The organism is Microcystis sp. M049S2, from assembly GCF_020245625.1.
Lineage (GTDB): Bacteria > Cyanobacteriota > Cyanobacteriia > Cyanobacteriales > Microcystaceae > Microcystis > Microcystis ichthyoblabe_A.
The window spans coordinates 38576-57969 of record NZ_JADBUN010000116.1; the positions used below are offsets into that span (position 1 = coordinate 38576).

A 19394-nucleotide genomic window follows, 5' to 3' on the forward strand; every position below is an offset into this window, starting at 1 on the left:
GGTTTGCTGTATCATGTTCATCGCTCCCTGTCCCCTCTGATCAAATGAGAGCTTATTGCATGAGTACCTCGTCGAACCTAGAACTTTCAATGGGAACCAGCTTATCTTGATTGCATCAGATTTCTGGTTTTTTTAAAATGAACTCGATCGAGGCAAAAACCGCAGATAATTCTAGTTTAGTTGACGAGGAGAGTTTCTGGTAAACTTCGGCAATTTGATTAGAAAAACTATAGACTAATTTATTCTCCATATAGAGAGGATGTCCAATATAGTGGGAATCTTTAAGAATTTTTTTCAGTTTGTTGACTCGCTTCGGTGGAACAATTAACACAAGTTTTCCTGCCAGTTCTGGATAAATTTTTAGTAATTCCATAAAGCGATCGATTCCTGTGGTGATCGGTGTACTGGTTTCTACTTCAAAAGCGAACACTGCATCGCCTAAGTTATTAAACCAGATGAGATCGATCTGTTGTATTTTATCTCTGTCCCACTTTCCTAATTTATCGATCGGTAATTTTTCTAGAGAAATATCTTTAAAAGCTTCTCCATTCCAATAACCTGTAGATTGTTCTTTTTTGCCAATATAAGGCTTTAATCCGACAGCAATAGCAATTTTTGCCAGAGCGTAGATAATTTGATCGTGAGGAATTTTATCTGCTTGTTTGGGAAAATCTAAACCAGTTAAAACGGAAGAAATTGGCTCTATATTTAAATCGAGAGTTAGCTGAAGACCTTCTTCTTGCCCTAGTTGCCAGTGCCGACCATCGGGAGAATAAGCTAACTTTTCTAAAACCTTTAAAATCGATTGATCGCTTGGTGTTGTCCCGTTGATCAGGTTAGGCATGACCGCAAAAATAATTTCATCAAAAGTTGCTACTTTTCCCTGTCGTTTTTTGGCAGTTAGAAAATCCAAGAGATAAAATCTTATTCGATCTTCTAGCGGAATAAAACAACCGATTTTCGTATTTGTACGAATTCTCCAGAGATGATCTAATTCCGAAAAGTTGAATTCCTCTTTTAACAAAGGAGTAATATCATCTATTTGTTTCTTGACTTGGGTTAGTAAGCCATTTTCCAATAATTTAGGAATGAGCGCATTATAAATATCTTCTGTGGAAGCACCCGAACTTTTAACGATTGTCATCTCGGCCACTTCTTTAATAATTTGCAGGATATCGATCCCGACTTTACTGATGGCGATTGTTTTGGGATTATTCACTTTTCTAAAGTTTAAAACTAACTCTCCCGATAGGACAGTCAGAGGATTTTTCTTTTTGTGTAATGAGGGCGTAGTAGAATGTTGTACAGAGGAATTTACATACTCAAAACCAGCTTCTTGAGCAGATTTAACGATCGCATCCCAATAGGCGGGATCTTTATGAGCAAAAACAATACTCATCCAGCGATCAAATTTCAAAACTCGAAACATTTCTCGAATGGAATTCGATAATAAATTGATGTAAGTTTCTTTCGATTTCTTTAAATCTCCTCCTTCGATCGCTTCCAATTCTCTTGCGTTATCGCTCACTTCAAATCCTAGCCAAGCATTCCACATAGTCGAGAGATCTAAATAGGCAATATGTTGTCCGTAGGGAGGATCGGTATAGATATAATCCACGGATTCGGACGATATGCCAGTTAAGTCCGTCGCTGAGAAATCAAAAATTGAAAAATTTTCTTGATAAAAATCACCGATTACTGTATTAGTTTCGATCTTGAATTTTGCCGTCCCCTTAAATTTCTGCTCGAATTGTTCCCAGACATTAAGATCGATAGTTTGAGGAGGAATCCAATAGCGATAACGGTGCATAATTCCGCTATTTCCCCGGCTTTCTATTCTTCCTCTCGTGGAACTAAAGGTTAAATTGGTTTTATTGAGAGTTGCCGAGAAAGTAAACCTCATTAAATCTTTAATGATCGGATCGGTGATTAATTCAATCTGGTTGAGAATTAGAGAAAGGGAAAATAATTGACGTTTGGTAAACAAATTTTCTACAGATTCTGCGTCCGCATTTTTCGGTAAACGAACCCCTTGCGGATACCAATAGGGAATCTCTAAATCCGCCGCTTCTTCTGGAGACATTCGATAAACTTCCTCAATCTTTTCCTGACAATTTCTGGCGATGTCATCGAAAGCAGACCGAAAATCATCGATGTTAACGGGACTAACAGCGATATTGCGGCAGATAAAACCAGCCATCGGGTTAATATCCGAGTAAATCGCCTTTCGCTTTAAAACTAGAGCCTCTACCGCAGTCACTCCCGATCCCCCAAAGGGATCTAAAACCACATCTCCCACCTGACTAAAACGCTTAATATATTCCTGTACCACATTCCAAGCGCGCCGGGTAAAATAGGGATGACTTCCCCAATGGCGTAACGTCCCTTGTTTTTTGGGATCGATCGGCCCAGAAATGGGATCGATCATTCTATAGTCGAAGGAGGAAGCACTCATCTGGCCTTAAGAATAGAGTTCTATATATTACTGTACCCAGATGTGAGGGTATGGCGAGGATACCCTCTTGGGAGCATCCTACGCACTGCCGGAGGAAGTCCGGCTCTTGTTGCCGTTTCTCGGCAACAGGTGGGGAAAGCACCCCAGAAATCGAATCCTCGGCCTTAGTTTCCAGGGTTTTTAGGGCAGTTTCGATCGGACGGGGGGATAAACTCATAATTAGGGCATTTTATAGGGCAGCATTCTAGTCTAGTTTATCCGCTCCCGTGGCGAGACAGGCAGAATCGATAAAAGCTAATAGCTATGTGCTAGGATGGAAATTGAGAATAAAAGTCGGCACTGCGGCTCGTTGTCAGTATTAATGGTCAAAGCGTTTCTGTTTAGTATTGGTTCAGCTAGTTCCCGAAATCTTGGTTCTCTACAAATCTGTTGTTTTTATCTGTGCAAGGATAGGTTTTATGTCAATTTATGTTGGTAATCTCCCCTTCGAGGTTGACCAAGACGACGTGGTTGAGGTTTTTAAGGAATATGGTGAGATCAAACGCGTTCACTTTCCCATGGATCGGGAAACGAAAAGAAAACGCGGGTTCGCTTTCGTGGAAATGGAAACCCCAGAGCAAGAAGCGAAGGCTATTGCCGCTCTTGACGGCGCTCAATGGATGGGACGGGAATTAAAAGTCAATCAAGCTCGTGAAAGAGAACCCAAACCTTCCTTCGGTGGTGGCAATCGCAATCGAGATCGTCGCTACTAATCCCCAATCGTAACCATTCTAGGCTATGATTACCTAACTTCTTTTCATTGTCAATAGGGGAAGCGATCGCTCGTTTCCCCGCTTGTCTATCTAATATCCCAAGGAGATTCTTGTGGCTAAACGTCGTAATTTGAAAAAAGAAAAAGCGGAACGCAACCGCGCCTACGCTCGTCAATTCCGGGCTGCCTCTAATCGTACCACCACCAGAGGAGGTAGAGGCGGTTATTCCAGCGATCAAAGACAATCTTCGGAAAATGAAGGGGCAGCCGATACCTAATCTGCTGACTTAGTTAGGGTCTGCGGCAAAAAGTTTTTCGTGGGGACAGGGTGTAGGGTGTGGGGTGTGGGGTGTAGGGTTTTACCGATTCTCATCTGGTCAATTACCTAATTTTCAGAGAAAAAGTCCCAGAATTTTCCCCCTATCTCTCCCACAACTGGTACTTTTTGATTGACAAAAAGTCTAAAAGTCTTACCCAATAAGGTTTTTAGATTTATTCAGCAAGCCCGAGTTAATCTAGCAATAAAAGCCATAGCTTCGCTTTTATTGCTGACTATTCCATCTAAAGTTGCCCCCAACACTGCCGCAAGTAACGATTTAAACTGGGGACCCGGTTGATAACCCAAAGCTTTTAGGTCATTGCCGTCGATAGGAGCCTCTATCTGAGACCATTTAGTTAAATATTGCCAGATTAAAGCCCGCATCCTAGTCTCACTCCTCACCGCCACCAATAACAAACTAGGAACCTGATAACTCTTGAAAAAGCTGACAATTTGACTAACGGGTCGATCATAAGCAAAATTATTGCTAATCTCCTTTTCCATAACTTCTAGTTTTTGTAAACGCTCCACAGTATCTTTGGGCAATTGTAAATTATTAGCGATCGCTATTCTTTCCCCCACAGCCAGAGAAGCGATTAATAATTCCAACCGCATTAACCAAGCATTTACCGGCAATTCCAGACTTAAACAATCTAACCAACGACTGAGACAGCGCAATTGTCGCCATAAAGCCCGATTTAAACTTAAATCCCCGTGTAAACAGTGCAAAGCCCCCAAATCGGCCAACTTTTCTAAGGCACTTTCCCAGTAATCCGCCTCTAAAATATAATTCAACTCCGCTTTTAAACGGGACTGTAAAGCGGGTGCATTCTGATTTTGTTGCCGTGAGCGCTCATAAACTCCACTTTCGATCGCATACCTAATATAGTTTTCTGTCAAGGGTTCAATAACAAATCCTAACCGAGTGGCAAAACGCACCGCTCGATAGATGCGCGTCGGATCCTCAATAAAACTATTAGCGTGGAGAACCCGGATTTCTTGAGCGCGTAAATCCAACATACCGCCAAAAAAGTCGAGTAATTCCCCCTCTTTCGGCGAAGTTAGGCGAATTGCGAGAGCATTAATTGTAAAATCCCTTCTATACAAATCCTGTCGAATCGAACTAGCCTCCACTTGGGGATTACTGGCAGGATAGGGATAGAATTCCGTGCGTGCCGTGGCGATATCCACCCATAACGAGCCAAAACGCTCATCTTTGTGCCATAACAAAGCCGCCGTCTGAAATTCCCCGTGAATCGATAACCGGGCCCCTGGATAAATTTCGCGTAAACAATTAGCCAATTCTACCCCCGCACCCACACCGGCGGCGCGATGGCAGCCATCCACCACTAAATCGATATCCTGTAACAGTAAAGTATCCCTTTCTGTGGCTAACAATAAATCGCGCACCGCACCCCCAACCAGATAGAGATGCCAACCGCGTTTTTGAGCGGCAGCGGCGGCAGCTTGCAGAAATAACCATAAAACCGGCTCTAAACGCTCTTTAATCGTCGGTAAAAGACAGGAAACCAAAGCAACCCCTTCAAAACGCACCCGCTCATTTTGATGAATCTGTCTTAATACATCTGTACGAGTGACGATACCGACTAACTGCCCATTTTCTAGTACAGGTAAACGCCCTAAATCATACGTTACCATCAGTGACTCGATTTCCTGAAGGGAAGTGTCGGGGGTAATAGTTTTCGGATTACAAGTCATGTATCCCTTCACGGGAGCGTGAGAAAAGCCGTGATGGAGAGCTAAATCGAGGTCACGACGAGAAATCACCCCAACTAAGCGATCCTGCTCATCTACCACCGATAACCCCGAATGGCCGTAACGTAAAAGGATGCGCTCGGCTTGAGATATGGAAGTATCGGGACGAATTGTCCGCACCGGAGAAGACATTAAATCCCTAGCGGTAGGAGAAGGGGGAATTTGGGCAATTAAGTCCCCCAGCAGTTGGTTTAACTGTTGAACTGGCTGAACATCGCGAAAACTCACCGAGGCGGCCTGAGCATGACCACCGCCGTTATAGGGGCAAAAAAGCTGATATAGATTCACTCCATCGATTCTAGAGCGACCGATCACGGTTAAACGCTGTCGGGAATTATCTTCCTCGTCTTTACTATAACTATGTCCAAAAAGTAGCGCATCACTATCGGATAATTCCAGTAGGCGCTCGGCTACACTAGACAAACCGGGGATAAAATCGGCAGTATGGAGGAGAACATGGGCGATTTTACGACCATAGATCCTTTTAATCTCTAGATTTTCCCAAGCAAGGCTAAATAACTCCTGTAAGCGCGGGGAAAAACTCGGTTGACAGTATTGGGCGATCGTTTTAATGTTAGCAGCACAGGTCATTAACCAAGCCAAAGCATAGGCATCCCTGGGGGTACTACCGGCAAAAGTCAGGGAACCCGTGTCAACGTGAATACCGAGTGCCATTACCGTCGCTGCCATCGAGTTTGGTTTAATCTGGGCTTTTTGTAAAGCTTCGACAATTAAAGTCGTGGTGGCTCCCACCGCTTCTAAATGGACGCTAGAGGCATGAATATCGCTTTCACTATCTAAATGATGATCATACAATTCGATCGCCTGTAAATGCCCTAAATCGAGCCACTGGGAGGCTTTTCCCAGACGCTCCCGCCACTGATTATCAACGACAATTAAAGAGCGAATACGGTCCGGATTGACACTACGCATTTCAATTAAAGCGAATTCATCCCGATGCAGGGCTAAAAATTCTCTCACCGTTGGGTGCGCTCCCCCAGTTAACACAATGCGACTACCCGCTTTCAGCAACGATAAACCCACCGCTGCCCCCAAAGCGTCAAAATCCGCCGTTTGATGACATAAAATTAAATCCATAGTTTTTAGTGAGGAGAAGATAGCGAGATTTTTTCTGTATCTATTGTTACCGAATACTCGGAAATAACCGCAGCAAGGACTATAAGTTAGCAAATCATGACCGAGAGAAACCGATGTTATTCAAAATTTTAGTAATTCTCCACACCCTAGGGGCGACCGTCTGGGCCGGTGGCCATTTATTGTTGGCAGTCACCGTTCTACCCCAGTCCCTCAAAAACCGAGAACCAGACCGAATTCGTCAATTTGAGCAATATTTTGAAGGTTTTGGGTTATCTGCGCTATTGTTGCAGGTAATAACAGGCCTGGGACTGACTTGGATTTATTTGCCCAGTTTTCGTGATTTTTGGTCATTTGATAGTTTTTTATCGGTTTATATAGGAATTAAGTTAGCTTTACTGTTATTAACTCTCATCTTAGCCCTTCATTCCCGCTTTTTTCTCCTTCCTAAACTGAGCAAGGAAAACTTAAATTTCCTCGCCCTGCACATAGTCGCCGTCACCACTCTAGCAGTATTATTCGTCATTTTTGGTGCTGGCATCCGTTTGGGGGGCCTCAACCATTAGCTTTTAGCAGTTCAGCAGTCTGGAGACCTTTCTAGGGCAGCTTTGGCGAAAACGCGAAAATACTGTAATCTGAGCAAGGGATTACAGGGAGTCAATTCCCCCACCTAACCCTTGCCATGCTGCTTTTGCCAAGGATAGACACTTGAAAAAAGTTTTCAGCCCCGCTGCGGCTAGGTAGTCACTGGCAGTAAAATTAAAATGCTCGTGGATTCGGTCTGACGGGTATATATCCTTTAACCCCCGATTCAGGGAGGACTGAGAGTTGAGTGGAAGCGAGGCTCTTCCATACAAGTATCAAATCTGGGAGAATCATCTAGATAAAGATCAACTGCTTTAGGAGAACCCAATCATGTCTATTGTCTTTCAATTTTTTCTCATTGCCCTAGTTTTATTTTCCTTGCTAATGGTAATTGGTGTCCCCGTTGCCTATGCTTCCCCCCAAAACTGGGACCAATCGAAACCACTTCTCTATCTGGGTTCGGCAATTTGGGCGATTTTAGTCGTTGCCGTCGCTATTTTAAACTTTTTAGTGATTTAGTCTTGATCAGGAGTCAGGAGGAGATAGGGTGATAGGGTGATGAGACAGTTTCCCCACCTCCCCACTACCCCATCTCCCCACCCCCCCACACCCCACACCCCACACCTTATGACTGTTTTTGAGGGAAATTTTACCGAGGATATATCCTCTTTGCGCTTTGCGGTCGTGATTGGTCGTTTTAATGATCTCGTCACTGATAAACTGTTATCAGGCTGTCAAGACTGTCTCAAGCGTCACGGGGTTGATGTTAATCCCGATGGCACTCAAGTGGATTATATCTGGGTACCCGGTAGCTTTGAAGTGCCAATGGTAGCCCGTCAAGTCGCCCTTTCCCACCGTTACGATGCCGTTATTTGTCTAGGGGCAATTATTCGCGGCCAAACGCCCCATTTTGACTACGTTGCCGCCGAGGCCGCTAAAGGTATCGCTGCGGCCGCTTTTCAGACGGGTGTTCCCGTTGTCTTCGGTATTCTCACCACTGATACTCTACAACAGGCTCTCGAACGGGCCGGGATTAAAAGTAATTTGGGCTGGAATTATGCCCTATCTGCCCTAGAAATGGCTAGTCTCATGCGTCAATTGCGCCCCCGGGATGAAGATAAACCCCTAGGATTATTGCAAAATAATCCCCCACAGGCACTGATAGAAGGCTAAGAAAATTCCCCCAGCATTGAGGGTTTTAGCTGTCCCCACTCCCCCGGAGTTCCACTGATGAGCGCAGCCCAACAGAACAAATATATTAACCAACTCAGGCGGCAATTAGTTAACGCTGTCGAGACAATCAAGACTCTGGAATTAGATTTAGAACCAGAGGGGCGGATTACAGAAGCTTTTGACGCGATGGAACGCCCTATGGCTGAAAAATTCGCCGCCATTGACAAGCGCTGTGAGCGTTTGGAACATCAGTTCAACCGACTACAGGCGAAGATAGAAGTGGTTCTCGAAGCTATTACCGGTTTGGGGGACTTGCTGGAAGATGAATCATTGTAAAAAAATGCTCCAAACTACTTGACAAATGCTCTGAGATTTGGCAGAATTAGGGGAGTGTCAAAAAAACGGCTTGCGGGCATAGCTCAGTGGTAGAGCGTCACCTTGCCAAGGTGAATGTCGCGCGTTCGAATCGCGTTGCCCGCTTAGAAAAATCTTAAAATAGACCTTAAGATTGGGATGAATAACTCAGGGATATCCTTTAATATGAGAACTATCCGTGGGCAATAGGGTTGGGGATTTTCGACAAGCGTTGAATCCCTTAGCTATTGCTCACGAGCGACTAAAAACAACCATTTATAAACAAAAATTTAGCTTGTGCGACCGCATAAATATACCAAAATCGACCTACACCAAGACTATCCCTGTCCCTGTCGTCGGAAAGGGACATTATGCCCGATTTTATTAACCGATGCCTTTGGATGCGATCGCTGTCAACAAATATTTGTGCTACAGGAAAACGGCCAAATTATCGAACAATTAGCCCCCCACTATCCCTATAAACGCACTTGGCGCTGGACAGGATTTCGTTGGGTGAGTACCAATCAGCGCCTTGCACAAGAGGTATTACCCCTGATGGTGGGGATAATTCTGTTATTATCGATCGTCTGGCTACCCTTAATTTTAAAATCACCGCCGGGGGTAAGCGTGATTTTTGGGGCAATTCTAGTTATGCTATTAGTTATTTTGCCCGCATTCATCTTTTGGTTAGCCTATCGACGCTAGACAAAAATCTATGATCGAAAGTTCCTCCATCCCCCCCCTGACGATCTTTAAGCAAGCATACAATGCTTTTCTGGCTCTAGGTCAATTTAATGGCAATGAAAGAAATCGCGGAGTAATTGCGATCGCTAATGCCATTAAAACTGGCTTTGATCGTATTTTAGAAGCCAATACCCTCGATTTAGAAGTCAGTCGAGAGATGGCTGTCTCAGAACAGATGATTCGCTGGTTACGGTTAACTCCCGAACGTTTAGAGACGACGGTGGAGGTATTGCAACAACTAGCGGAAGCATCGGATCCGCTGCAACAGGTAATTAACGCAGCCTATCAACTCAATCCTTCCCAAACCTATTGCCAAAGGATGCCTTTAGGAGTGATTGCCTTCGTCTATGAAGGTTTTCCGGAATTAGCGATGGTAGCGGCGGGATTTTCCCTAAAAAGTGGCAATAGTTTGATTATTCGCGGTTCCAATGCCTCTAGTCATTCCGATGGGGTGATTACGGAAATTATCCAAGAAGCATTGGAAGATGTGGGTTTACCCGTGGATTGTGTCAGTGGTTTACCCTGTGATTCTAGTCCCTCCCTAGAGGAGTTGCTGACCCAAGAAAATTATGTTAATTTGATTATTCCCTACGGTCGCCCTAGTTTAATCGGTCGGGTGAGTCAATTGGCAACGGTTCCCGTTTTGCGTGCGGCCATGGGAAACTGTTATTTGTATTGGTCTCCTAGTGGCGATTTGGAGTTAGCTCGTCAGGTAATTATCGATAGTCATGGCAGCATACCGGATCCGGTTAACGCGATCGAAAAAGTTTTAATTAGTCCCCATCACAATTCTTCAACTTTAAGTCGTTTGTTTAAAAGTTTGCAGGAAAAAGGCTTTAAATTGCGGGGAGATACCCGATTAGCGGCGGATTTTCTGGAACATTTAACTATTGCTACCGATAATGATTGGCAAAGACCCTATTTAGAAAAAACGGTGGCCTTTAGGTTAGTGGATACCCTCACTGATGCGATCGCTTGGATTAATAAGTATAGTAGCGGTCATGCGGATTGTATTGTCACCGAATCCTATCGAGAAAGTCGTCAATTCGCCATGGAGTCCGATAGTGCTTTAGTTTATATCAATTCTTCACCCCGATTTGATCGCAATCCCAAACAGGGAGAATCGGTATTTTTGGGCATTTCCAACCAAAAAGGCCAGCGCCGGGGGTTAATCAACCTAGAAACCTTTACCACCCTTAAACAGGTAGTGCAGGGCTAGTTTTTTTCAGTGAACAGTGAACAGTAAACAGTGAACAGTGACCAATTACTAATCAATGATAACTGATAACTGATAACTGATAACTGAGGGATCGGACTTGCCTCGACCGTGCTTTTTTAACAGCAACCGCCCCCATTATAGTGCCAAGTGGACTCGGTGATGAGGATATCTTGGGGAGAGAAACGAGCTAAGTTGCTCGCAGTTTTATCACAGACGGCCACCGGTAATCCTTTGGCTAAAATATGCCCAGCACCATCATCGAAAATTGCCTCCCTACCAGTATAAATAGCAGTTCTGCCCGTAAAAATACAGGCCCCATCTTCGGGAATAGCTAATTTAAAAGCAACGGAATCCAAACTTTCTAAGAGGAGCGGCTCGGCTAAATTATAACTCTGACAGTCCAGTAAACGATAGGGACGACGGGCCCGAATTTCTACCTGACCAAAACCAGCAGCAATCAACTGTTGAATATAATCATCGTAGGTCAAGGCCCCCGATAAACACATAGCGCGTAAACGCTGATCTTCTTGCAAATGTTCGGGAATTGGACGAGTGGCGATCGGATCGCTCATCAGTAAACGTCCTCCCGGTTTTAAGACGCGAAAAGCTTCGTGTAAAGCTAACTGTAAATCGGCTGGTTTAAAGATATTAAAAAGACAATTCTGCGCCACCACATCGACGGAGGCATCCTCCACCGGCAATTCAAAGGCAGAACCATCTCTAATTTCCACAAAATCGAGACTAAACCAAGGATTTTCCGGCAGTGCTTCGCCGAGATTTCTTTGGGCTGCCCAACGCATTTCTGGCACTGGATCCACCGCAATCACTCCCCCCGGACGACGGGAAAAATAGGCGAATTGCAGTGCTTCTAAACCACCACCCACACCCACATACAAAACCCTGGGAGAATTGCCCAATTCATTAACCTGCACCGTCGTGCCACAACCATAGTTCATCTCCTGCATAATGGCGGGGATTTTTAACCCCGGCAGTTGCAAAGGACTGCTTTGAACACAACATAGCCCCACTTCGGGAGTTTGGGCTACTTCGCTGTAAAATTTGGCAGTAGCTTCCAGATAAGTCATTTTCATCCTTTAAACTCCTTTTCTCTGATCAATTCAAGGATCGACTTCCCATCCCCGCCCAACACTATCTTAGCATTTGTACTGACCTATAATCTCTAACTGATCACCTTGAGATAGGCAAGTTCATCGGCGCTCAAATCCCAGAAACGGGTTACACTGTCTTTAAAGTTCGCCTCAAAAACAGCAATATTCACAAGGGCAAAAGTAGCGGCTATCCTGTTCAGTGGGTGGGTGGAATTAAATATAAGATGAACGTAGGTTGAGTTGAAGCATGAAACCCAACGCCCGCATAGTTTACGCTACCGCTAACCCATCCTACAAATAATTGTGCCTCCCTACTTAATACTAAATCCTGTTTAAAAGGTATAGGAGAGCAGGGGGCTTTTTTCAATGCTCAGTCAACAGTAAAAAGTAATCAGTGAACTGATAACTCAAATCTGACACCTGCTAACTGATAACTGATAACTGATAACTGATAACTGAGAAAACGGTAGCAATTTCTACCAAAAGTCAGAATAAAATTCGTTATTGTCATAAGGTCATGACGGAATGTAATTAAAACCAGAAAGAATGCGGATCGAGCAATTGCAAGCCTTTTTAGCCGTAGCCGATACAGGCAATTTCGGTCAAGCTGCCCGCCAGTGTGGGGTCACCCAATCGACTATCAGCCGCCAGATTCAATCCCTAGAAACCGATTTGGGCTTACCTCTTTTTCATCGTACCGCCCAAGCAAAATTAACCATTGCCGGCGAGAAATTACTGCCCCGGGCGAAACGGATTTGTCAAGAATGGACGAATATTCACAGGGAAATCACTGACCTACAGGCAGGAAAACAGCCGGAGTTGTGCGTGGCGGCGATTCATTCCGTCTGCGCCCACTATTTACCGCCGATTTTGCCGAAATTCTGTGCTGAATACCCAGAAGTTCAGTTAAGAGTTACAGCCCTAGGCAGCGATCGCGCCCTAAAAGTGCTGCGGGATGGTTTAGTAGATCTGGCGTTGGTAATGAATAATCGTTTTCTCACCTCTAGCCCGGAGATGGTGGTAGAAATATTATACGAAGAAGCGATCGAAATTCTCATGGCCGCTAATCATCCCCTCGCCCAATACAAAGAAGTGCCATGGTCGGAATTAATCCCCTATCCGCAAGTGGTTTTCAAAGATGGCTACGGAATGCAAAGATTAGTACAAGAATGGTTTTCCCGTCAGGATGCTCACCTGAAAACCGTCATGGAATTAAACACCCTCGATGCTTTTCGCGGTGTGGTGCGTCAGGGTAATATTATCGCTCTTCTGCCCCAATCTGCCCTGATGGAGGCTCGTAGCGATGCCACCCTCGCCATTCGTCCCCTTCGACTTGGCTCAGGACAAGCTCTTGCTTCCCCTAGTAGCGAAAATCCCCATCTTAATAATGGTAAATTTAGTCATCGTCTCACCCGTCAGGTAGTCCTTGTCACTACTAGCGATCGCCTACAGATACCACCGATCGCTCATTTTTGTCAATTAGTGCGGCAAATAAAGCAAAGTATGATTAAAAACCTAGAAAATCACCACGTCCAGCCTTAGCAATCCCAATCAATCCCATTTACTTTTTATTTTCTTCCTTGAGATGAGCGATACTTTTCGAGAATTACTAAAAGCGATCGGTAGTGGCGCCCATACGGGCAAAAATTTAACCCGTCCCGAAGCGGCAATGGCCACTAAGATGATGTTAACCCAAGAGGCAACCCCAGCCCAAATCGGTGCTTTTATGATTGCCCATCGCATTAAACGCCCCACCAGCGATGAGTTAGCGGGAATGCTTGATGCCTACGCCGAGCTTGGGCCGCAAATAACCCTAGAATCAGCCTCTTTTCAGCATCCGATCACTATTTTTGGCAATCCCTACGATGGACGCTCTCGCACTGCCCCGGTTACTCCGATCACTACTTTAATCTTAGGGTTGGCGGGGGTTCCCGTAGTCCTGCACGGGGGCGATCGAATGCCGACTAAATACGGTATTTCCCTCAGAGAAATCTGGCAGCAATTAGGAGCAGATTTTAGTCAATTATCCTTAGCAGCAGTGAAAGACTGTTTAATCACCACAGGATTGACTTTTTTCTATATTCCGCGCCATTTTCCCCTAGTACAGAATTTTATTCCCTATCGGGAGCAAATCGGTAAACGTCCGCCTATGGCTACGGTAGAGTTAATCTGGTCGCCTTTTGTGGGTAATATTCATCAGATATCGGGTTTTGTTCACCCCCCCACCGAAGATCGTTTTTGCGAAACTTTCGCTCTGAGAAATATCTCTCACTTCACCACCGTGAAAGGATTAGAGGGCAGTTGTGATTTAGCCTGTAATCGGACGGCGATTATTGGTCTAGGAAATCCCACCGATCCCCCTTCCTTTCAGCGATTTTTACTAAATCCTCGCGATTATGGCTTCTGTCCATCGGATTATCCCCTCGAATCTTTAGAGATGCTCACCGCTAAATTAAAGGGTTTATTAGCTGGAGAAAATAACGAATTAACCGACGCGGCAATTTTTAACGGTGGTTTTTATCTTTGGCGCTGTGGAATTGCCCCGGATATCCCCACCGGTTTCCAGCAAGCACAACAATCTTTACAGTCAGGAAAAGCCCTAGCTAAACTAGAACAAATCCGTAATTATCTGGAAAATCAGGAATAGATAGGAATAGGACTGTAGGGGAAATTACTTCTAAATCAATCATTAATTTGAGAAGTTGGGCCAAGAAGGTCAACCCCAGACTTGGTGTAACTTCTAGGTTTAAAGATCAATGCTTTTGAAAAAAAATTTTTCCCGACTGCATCATTTCCTCGCTCAAGCGGGAAAACCATGACTAGGGTGAACGATTTAGAGGTTTCTAATTCCTATCACAGTCGCCCGTAGAGAAGCCACCATGTCTGCAATTAATCCCTCGACGCTCGAAACTGAATTTATCTCTCCCTCTTTTTCTATCTTAAAACTGAAGGAAAACTCGATCGACCTAGATGAGGATTTTCTCGGCCATGATTTAAAAGATGATTTAGTATCTAGTCCCCAAAAAAGCTACAGCAACCGTACAACTACCGATTTAGTCCGTTTATATCTACAAGACATTGGCAGAGTGCCTCTACTCAAACGAGAGGAGGAAGTTGAACAAGCGCAACGGGTGCAGCGTCATCTGTCTTTACTGAAATTGCGCGCCACTGCTCTTAAACAAGGTGATGCACAAATACAGCAATTTGTCAAGTTAATTAAGATTTGTGATCGACTGACCGCCCTTCGGCTTCTCTCAGGGTCAACTCGATCAGCCCATCCTCTCTCCCTGGAACGTTGGGCAGAAACTGCCCAAATCACCGTGTCTGAGTTAAAAAATGCTTTGAAAGCGGGAAAACAGCGTTGGGCGCATCTAGCGGGCTTAGAAGTGGAAGAATTAGAAGAAATTATTGCCCTTGGTACCCGTGCCAAAGAACAGATGATTAAGTCCAATTTACGTCTGGTGGTGTCGGTGGCCAAAAAATATCAGAATCGCGGTTTAGAATTATTGGATTTGATTCAAGAGGGAACCCTAGGTTTAGAATGCGCCGTCAAGAAATTTGACCCCACCAAAGGCTATCATTTTACTACCTATGCTTACTGGTGGATTCGTCAAGGAATTACGAGGGCGATCGCGACTCAAAGCCGGATTATTCGCTTACCGGTGAGTATTACCGAAAAACTCAACAGAATTAAGAAGGCACAACGGAAAATCTCACAAATGCGCGGTCGTACTGCGACCGTAGAGGAAATTGCCCAAGAGTTAGGGATGACTCCTGAAACTGTGCGGGAATTGTTGATGACAGTGCCGCGTTCGGTTTCCTTAGAAATAAAAGTGGGTAAGGAAAAAGATACGGAATTAATAGACCTTTTGGAAACTGAAGAAGTGTCTTCAGAAAATCGTCTTGTCTATGAATCTTTGCAAAGAGATATGAGAGAACTATTGGCAGATTTAACCACTCGCGAACGAGAAGTGATTGAATGGCGCTATGGTTTTCTCGATGGTAAATCCCATTCCTTGGCTGATATCGGTCGCATCTTGGAATTATCCGGGGAAAGGGTGCGAAAAATTGAGTTGAAAGCGTTGCAAAAACTGCGTCAATCCGGGCGACATCATCAAATTCGCGATTATTTTGAAGCGTTGAGTTAGTTAGGGTATGTGGAAAAAGTTTTTCCTGGGGGCAGGGTGTGGGGAGTATTTTCAGTGAACAGTAAACAGTAAAAAGTAATCCTAAATCCTGTTATTAAAAACTGATTATTTATTCCTCCTTTTGCCTCTTGCCTCTTGCCTCTTGCCTCTTGCCTATCCTGATATGTAGCCTATACTCAACGGATTTAGTATTAATATGTCCAATTTTGTTTCGTCTGTAGGGTGTAGGTTCCGTCGCGCACATTGACCCGATGGGGGATCAGCTTCAGGTCTCGGAAGATATGAGCTTGGTGTTGTAGGGCCGTCAGAGAGCGATCATCGATCGGGATAATGGCACGTTCAGAGGCCCTCTGTTCGAGATTAGTCACGATCGCCGGATCGATCTCGTGGTGAGCTGCCAAGCGTCTCGTCGCCTCTAACTCCTGTTGTTTCGCCCAGGCACCCGCCTCGTTCACCTCTTCTAAAATCACCTTCAGTACATCGGGATAATCCCGCACCAATTCGGGAACCGCATAATAATAGGTCGGCACTTCTAGAGAGGCGTTTTCCCCAAAGATACTCTCTAGATCGGCCAACGGTCTTCCCGGATAGCTGCGCGTCTCCGTGGGAGAATAGGGAACCCAGACCACCCAAGCGTCGATCTCACCGCGACGGAAAAGCACCAGCGCTTCCGGTTGAGTCGCATACACCGGTTCGATATCGCTTAATTCTAGATTCACTCTCATCAGGGCGCGGATGAGGACATAATGGGCGCTCGAACCTCGATCGAAGGCGATTCTTTTGCCTTTTAAATCCGCCAAGGTCTGTATTGGCGAATCCTCAGGCACGAGAATCGCCTGACCTTTCGGGGCGGTATATTTTTCCTTGGCTACCCGGACGAAGACGTGTTCGGCTGCTTGCGAGAAAATACTCGCCGTACCGCCACCACCGCAGAAGTCGATCGTTCCGTTGCTCAAGGCCTCGATCAGAGAGGAAGCGGCCAGAAAACTCGTCCACGTTACCGTCACCCCAAAGGGTTTTAAGCGTCTTTCCAGAAAGGCCTGGGCGCGGAGAACTTCCAGATTAGTCATGCCCTCGGGATAGCCGATCTTGAGGGTTCCTAACCGCCGCGCTTGTTTGGCGAGAGGAGTGATATCGGAGGGGGTCGAGCGCTTGAACCAGCGATCGATCGCGATACAGAAGAGAATTCCAGCGATAAATAATCCCACGGTTTCCAATAGCCGGGGAGTGGTATTCCGGGGGAATTTAAAGCTATCGACGAGGTTCAGAATCAGGTTATCGGATCGAGAATTTTGACCGACGGCGATCTCGCGTAGCGAGCGCTTTGCGTTCGTGTCGGAAAATCCAGCCAGGAGAAAGCTCCCCACCAGACTGGTCAAAAAAAGCAGCGCGGGAAGAACTCCCCGGCAATTTCGCCACGGTTTCCAGAGACACTTGATCGAACGGTGGAGCATGGGATTTCTCGCAGAAAACAAGATTTATTATCGGGAAAGGAGACAAGAGGGAAGGGTTTCCCAACTTGATCCCTTCGACTTGGCTCAGGGCAAGCGGGAGAGGTTCCATTAGTTTTATCTACATACTATAGAAATCCACGACTCCTCGATTGTGTAACAAAGTACATTTATAAATGTATTGAAAATGATATAGTTTCAAAATAAAATTGCGCCTGCATTTGAGAGATCGAGGTGGTATGGATGGATTGGTTGATCGAAATCGTCAAAATCGCGGTGGCCACCGGCATAGCCACCACCTTCGACGACAATATTTATCTAACCGGCTTCTTTAGCGAGGTAAATCGTACCTTTCGCCCAGTTCACGTCGTCGTCGGCGAGCTAGTCGGGTTTACGGCCTTAGTATCGGTGAGCTTGCTGGGTTTTCTACTCGGCCTAATCATCCCGCCGATTTATATCGGTCTTCTCGGAATCTTGCCGATCCTCATCGGTGTGAGAAATTTACTGACGTTAAATCGCGATAACGAGAGGGAAACCGCAGATCGCAAGGTGAATTTGCGAAGAAACGCCCGATTTCACGGATTCGCCTCCCGCAGACTATCCCTCGGTCAAGTCTTCAGCGATCGCCAAACCTATAAAGTTTCCGCAGTCACGATATCCAATGGCGGCAATAATCTCGGTATCTACATTCCCCTATTCGCCAATAGTACCGTGGCGCAGTTAGCCGTAATCATCCCGATCTGCTATCTAATCGTCTGTACTTGGTTATTTCTCTCCTATAATCTAACCCGCCAACCGGGGATCGCGGTCGTCCTCAGCCGTTATGCGAGTAAGCTTTTCCCTTTTGTGCTGATGTGGTTGGGCCTACGGATTATTCTCGATAACGGCTCCTATCGCCTGTTGATTCCCATCGGCTAAATTAGACCCCCCGTAAACGCCAATCTCCAGATCCCACGGGAGTCAAAATTCAGGAAGAGAGAATAAAAAATTAGTTGGTTTAGATCAACCTTATCGAGAAAATCCCGATGAATGTATCACTGTTGCCAATTCGATCGCTGTTTCGTCCCTTTCGTTCCTTATCGGGGAGGAGCTTCCTTTCCTTCCTGTTAGTGGGACTGTTGGCAAGTCTCGCCCTCGCCTCCTGCGGGGGAATCGGCTCAAAACCGGAGGTGAAACTGAATCTCGTTTCCTTCTCGGTCACGAAAGCCGCCCACGACCAGATTATCCCGAAATTCGTCGAGAAATGGCGGAAAGAGCATAACCAAAAAGTCATTTTCCAGCGGAGTTACGGCGGTTCCCTGGCCCAGGCCGATGACGTGATCGCCGGGAAACAAGAGGCGGACGTGGTACATCTGGCCCTTCCCCTCGACGTGATGCGGATATCTCAAGCCGGCCTGATTAATCGCGGTTGGGAAGATCGGGTGCCGCGGCGGGGGGTGGTGAGTCACTCGGTTGCAGCGATCGTGACGCGGGCGGGAAATCCGAAAAAGATTCAATCTTGGGCGGATCTGGCTAGAGAGGACGTTACGGTTCTATCCGCCGATCCGAAAACTTCCGGGATCGCTATTTGGCAGTTATTAGCCCTCTGGGGTTCGGTGACGCAAACGGGGGGCGAACCGCAACAGGCATGGGATTTTGTCCGCCGGATCTATCAAAAGATTCCCACCCTAGCTAGGGACGCACGGGACGCCAGCAATGCCTTTTTCCAAGAGGGAAAGGGCGATGTTTTAGTCACCTACGAAAACGAGGTAATTCTAGCGGCAAGAAATCAACCAGATACCAATTACTTAGTCCCCCCGGTCAATATCTCGATCGATAATCCCGTGGCGGTGGTGGATAGAAATGTCGATAAACACGGCACGCGAGAGGTGGCCGAGGCCTTTGTGAATTTCCTCTATTCCGAGCCGGCACAACAGGAATTGGCCAAATTAGGCTATCGCTCGGTCAATCCCTTCGTGGCCAAGGATGAAGGACTACAATTTCCGCCGATCAAGACCCTTTTCAACGCCCAAGATCTCGGCGGTTGGACGTTGATCGAAAAGGAATTTCTGGCCAATAACGGCATCTTCGAGCAGAATGAACTACCCCGCCGCAAGCGGACGGGGTATCAGAATCAAAATAGACTCAATTGTAGATTTTGGTGTAGCTGCAGGTATTCTTTATCTTGTTCTTTTACATATCTCGCTATCATACCTTCATCCCCATGCTTTCCTAC

At 45.7% G+C, this 19394-nt stretch carries 16 protein-coding genes, 1 tRNA gene and 2 pseudogenes; 14 read left to right on the forward strand and 5 right to left on the reverse strand.

What is annotated here, in order from left to right:
- Nucleotides 1-115: 115 nt before the first annotated feature.
- Nucleotides 116-2455, reverse strand: a complete 2340-nt coding sequence (locus IM496_RS09940; protein ID WP_002798025.1) for a DNA methyltransferase — start codon at nt 2453-2455, stop codon at nt 116-118.
- Nucleotides 2456-2913: 458 nt separating this feature from the next.
- On the opposite strand from IM496_RS09940, the gene rbp reads away from it, so the two are divergent.
- Nucleotides 2914-3207 carry an RNA-binding regulator gene (gene rbp, locus IM496_RS09945; RefSeq protein ID WP_104397937.1) on the forward strand — a complete coding sequence of 98 codons (294 nt, stop codon included), beginning with the start codon at nt 2914-2916 and terminating at the stop codon, nt 3205-3207.
- 112 nt (nt 3208-3319) lie between these two features.
- Nucleotides 3320-3484, forward strand: coding sequence for an Asl3888 family RNA-binding protein (locus tag IM496_RS09950; protein WP_002733784.1), 165 nt, complete (start codon nt 3320-3322; stop codon nt 3482-3484).
- Nucleotides 3485-3702: 218 nt separating this feature from the next.
- Here IM496_RS09950 and IM496_RS09955 read toward each other — a convergent pair whose 3' ends face one another.
- On the reverse strand, nt 3703-6399 hold the full coding sequence (locus IM496_RS09955; protein WP_287661839.1) for a CBS domain-containing protein: 2697 nt from the start codon (nt 6397-6399) through the stop codon (nt 3703-3705).
- A 113-nt stretch (nt 6400-6512) separates the two neighbouring features.
- Here IM496_RS09955 and IM496_RS09960 point away from each other — a divergent pair, with 113 nt between their 5' ends.
- From IM496_RS09960 to IM496_RS09990, 7 genes are all read left to right on the forward strand, one after another.
- Entirely contained in the window at nt 6513-6962 is a 450-nt protein-coding gene (locus tag IM496_RS09960) for a CopD family protein (protein ID WP_194016714.1), read from the forward strand.
- Between the two features lie 349 nt (nt 6963-7311).
- Entirely contained in the window at nt 7312-7500 is a 189-nt protein-coding gene (gene psbZ / locus IM496_RS09965) for a photosystem II reaction center protein PsbZ (protein ID WP_004160875.1), read from the forward strand.
- A 108-nt stretch (nt 7501-7608) separates the two neighbouring features.
- A complete protein-coding gene (gene ribH / locus IM496_RS09970) occupies nt 7609-8154 on the forward strand; it encodes a 6,7-dimethyl-8-ribityllumazine synthase (RefSeq protein WP_287661840.1) in 546 nt (181 codons plus the stop codon).
- A gap of 57 nt (nt 8155-8211) precedes the next feature.
- A complete protein-coding gene (locus tag IM496_RS09975; RefSeq protein WP_194017468.1) occupies nt 8212-8490 on the forward strand; it encodes a hypothetical protein in 279 nt (92 codons plus the stop codon).
- Between the two features lie 72 nt (nt 8491-8562).
- Nucleotides 8563-8634, forward strand: a tRNA-Gly gene (locus IM496_RS09980).
- Between the two features lie 171 nt (nt 8635-8805).
- Complete coding sequence (locus tag IM496_RS09985; protein WP_271928062.1) at nt 8806-9213, forward strand: hypothetical protein; 408 nt, start codon at nt 8806-8808, stop codon at nt 9211-9213.
- A gap of 10 nt (nt 9214-9223) precedes the next feature.
- Nucleotides 9224-10471, forward strand: coding sequence for a glutamate-5-semialdehyde dehydrogenase (locus IM496_RS09990; protein ID WP_271928060.1), 1248 nt, complete (start codon nt 9224-9226; stop codon nt 10469-10471).
- 116 nt (nt 10472-10587) lie between these two features.
- On the opposite strand, the gene arsM is transcribed toward IM496_RS09990, so the two are convergent.
- Nucleotides 10588-11562, reverse strand: coding sequence for an arsenosugar biosynthesis arsenite methyltransferase ArsM (arsM, locus tag IM496_RS09995; protein ID WP_287661841.1), 975 nt, complete (start codon nt 11560-11562; stop codon nt 10588-10590).
- 564 nt (nt 11563-12126) lie between these two features.
- Between arsM and IM496_RS10000 the strand changes: the two genes are divergently transcribed.
- The 3 genes from IM496_RS10000 to sigC all read left to right on the forward strand — a co-directional run bounded on the left by IM496_RS10000 (nt 12127) and on the right by sigC (nt 15728).
- Nucleotides 12127-13122 carry a LysR family transcriptional regulator gene (locus IM496_RS10000; protein WP_194017475.1) on the forward strand — a complete coding sequence of 332 codons (996 nt, stop codon included), beginning with the start codon at nt 12127-12129 and terminating at the stop codon, nt 13120-13122.
- Between the two features lie 43 nt (nt 13123-13165).
- On the forward strand, nt 13166-14227 hold the full coding sequence (locus IM496_RS10005) for an anthranilate phosphoribosyltransferase family protein (protein ID WP_194017477.1): 1062 nt from the start codon (nt 13166-13168) through the stop codon (nt 14225-14227).
- A 232-nt stretch (nt 14228-14459) separates the two neighbouring features.
- The gene (sigC, locus tag IM496_RS10010) at nt 14460-15728 is read left to right on the forward strand and encodes an RNA polymerase sigma factor SigC (protein ID WP_287661842.1); all 1269 of its coding nucleotides are present in this window, start codon (nt 14460-14462) and stop codon (nt 15726-15728) included.
- A gap of 191 nt (nt 15729-15919) precedes the next feature.
- Here sigC and IM496_RS10015 read toward each other — a convergent pair whose 3' ends face one another.
- Nucleotides 15920-17182, reverse strand: coding sequence for a sulfonate ABC transporter substrate-binding protein (locus tag IM496_RS10015; protein ID WP_194017333.1), 1263 nt, complete (start codon nt 17180-17182; stop codon nt 15920-15922).
- 240 nt (nt 17183-17422) lie between these two features.
- On the opposite strand from IM496_RS10015, the gene IM496_RS10020 reads away from it, so the two are divergent.
- Nucleotides 17423-18097, forward strand: a complete 675-nt coding sequence (locus IM496_RS10020; protein ID WP_002763668.1) for a cadmium resistance transporter — start codon at nt 17423-17425, stop codon at nt 18095-18097.
- 107 nt (nt 18098-18204) lie between these two features.
- Nucleotides 18205-19254, forward strand: a pseudogene (locus tag IM496_RS10025) (sulfate ABC transporter substrate-binding protein); the annotation flags it as partial.
- Nucleotides 19255-19292: 38 nt separating this feature from the next.
- On the opposite strand, the pseudogene IM496_RS10030 reads toward IM496_RS10025, so the two are convergent.
- Nucleotides 19293-19394, reverse strand: a pseudogene (locus IM496_RS10030) (IS200/IS605 family transposase); the annotation flags it as partial.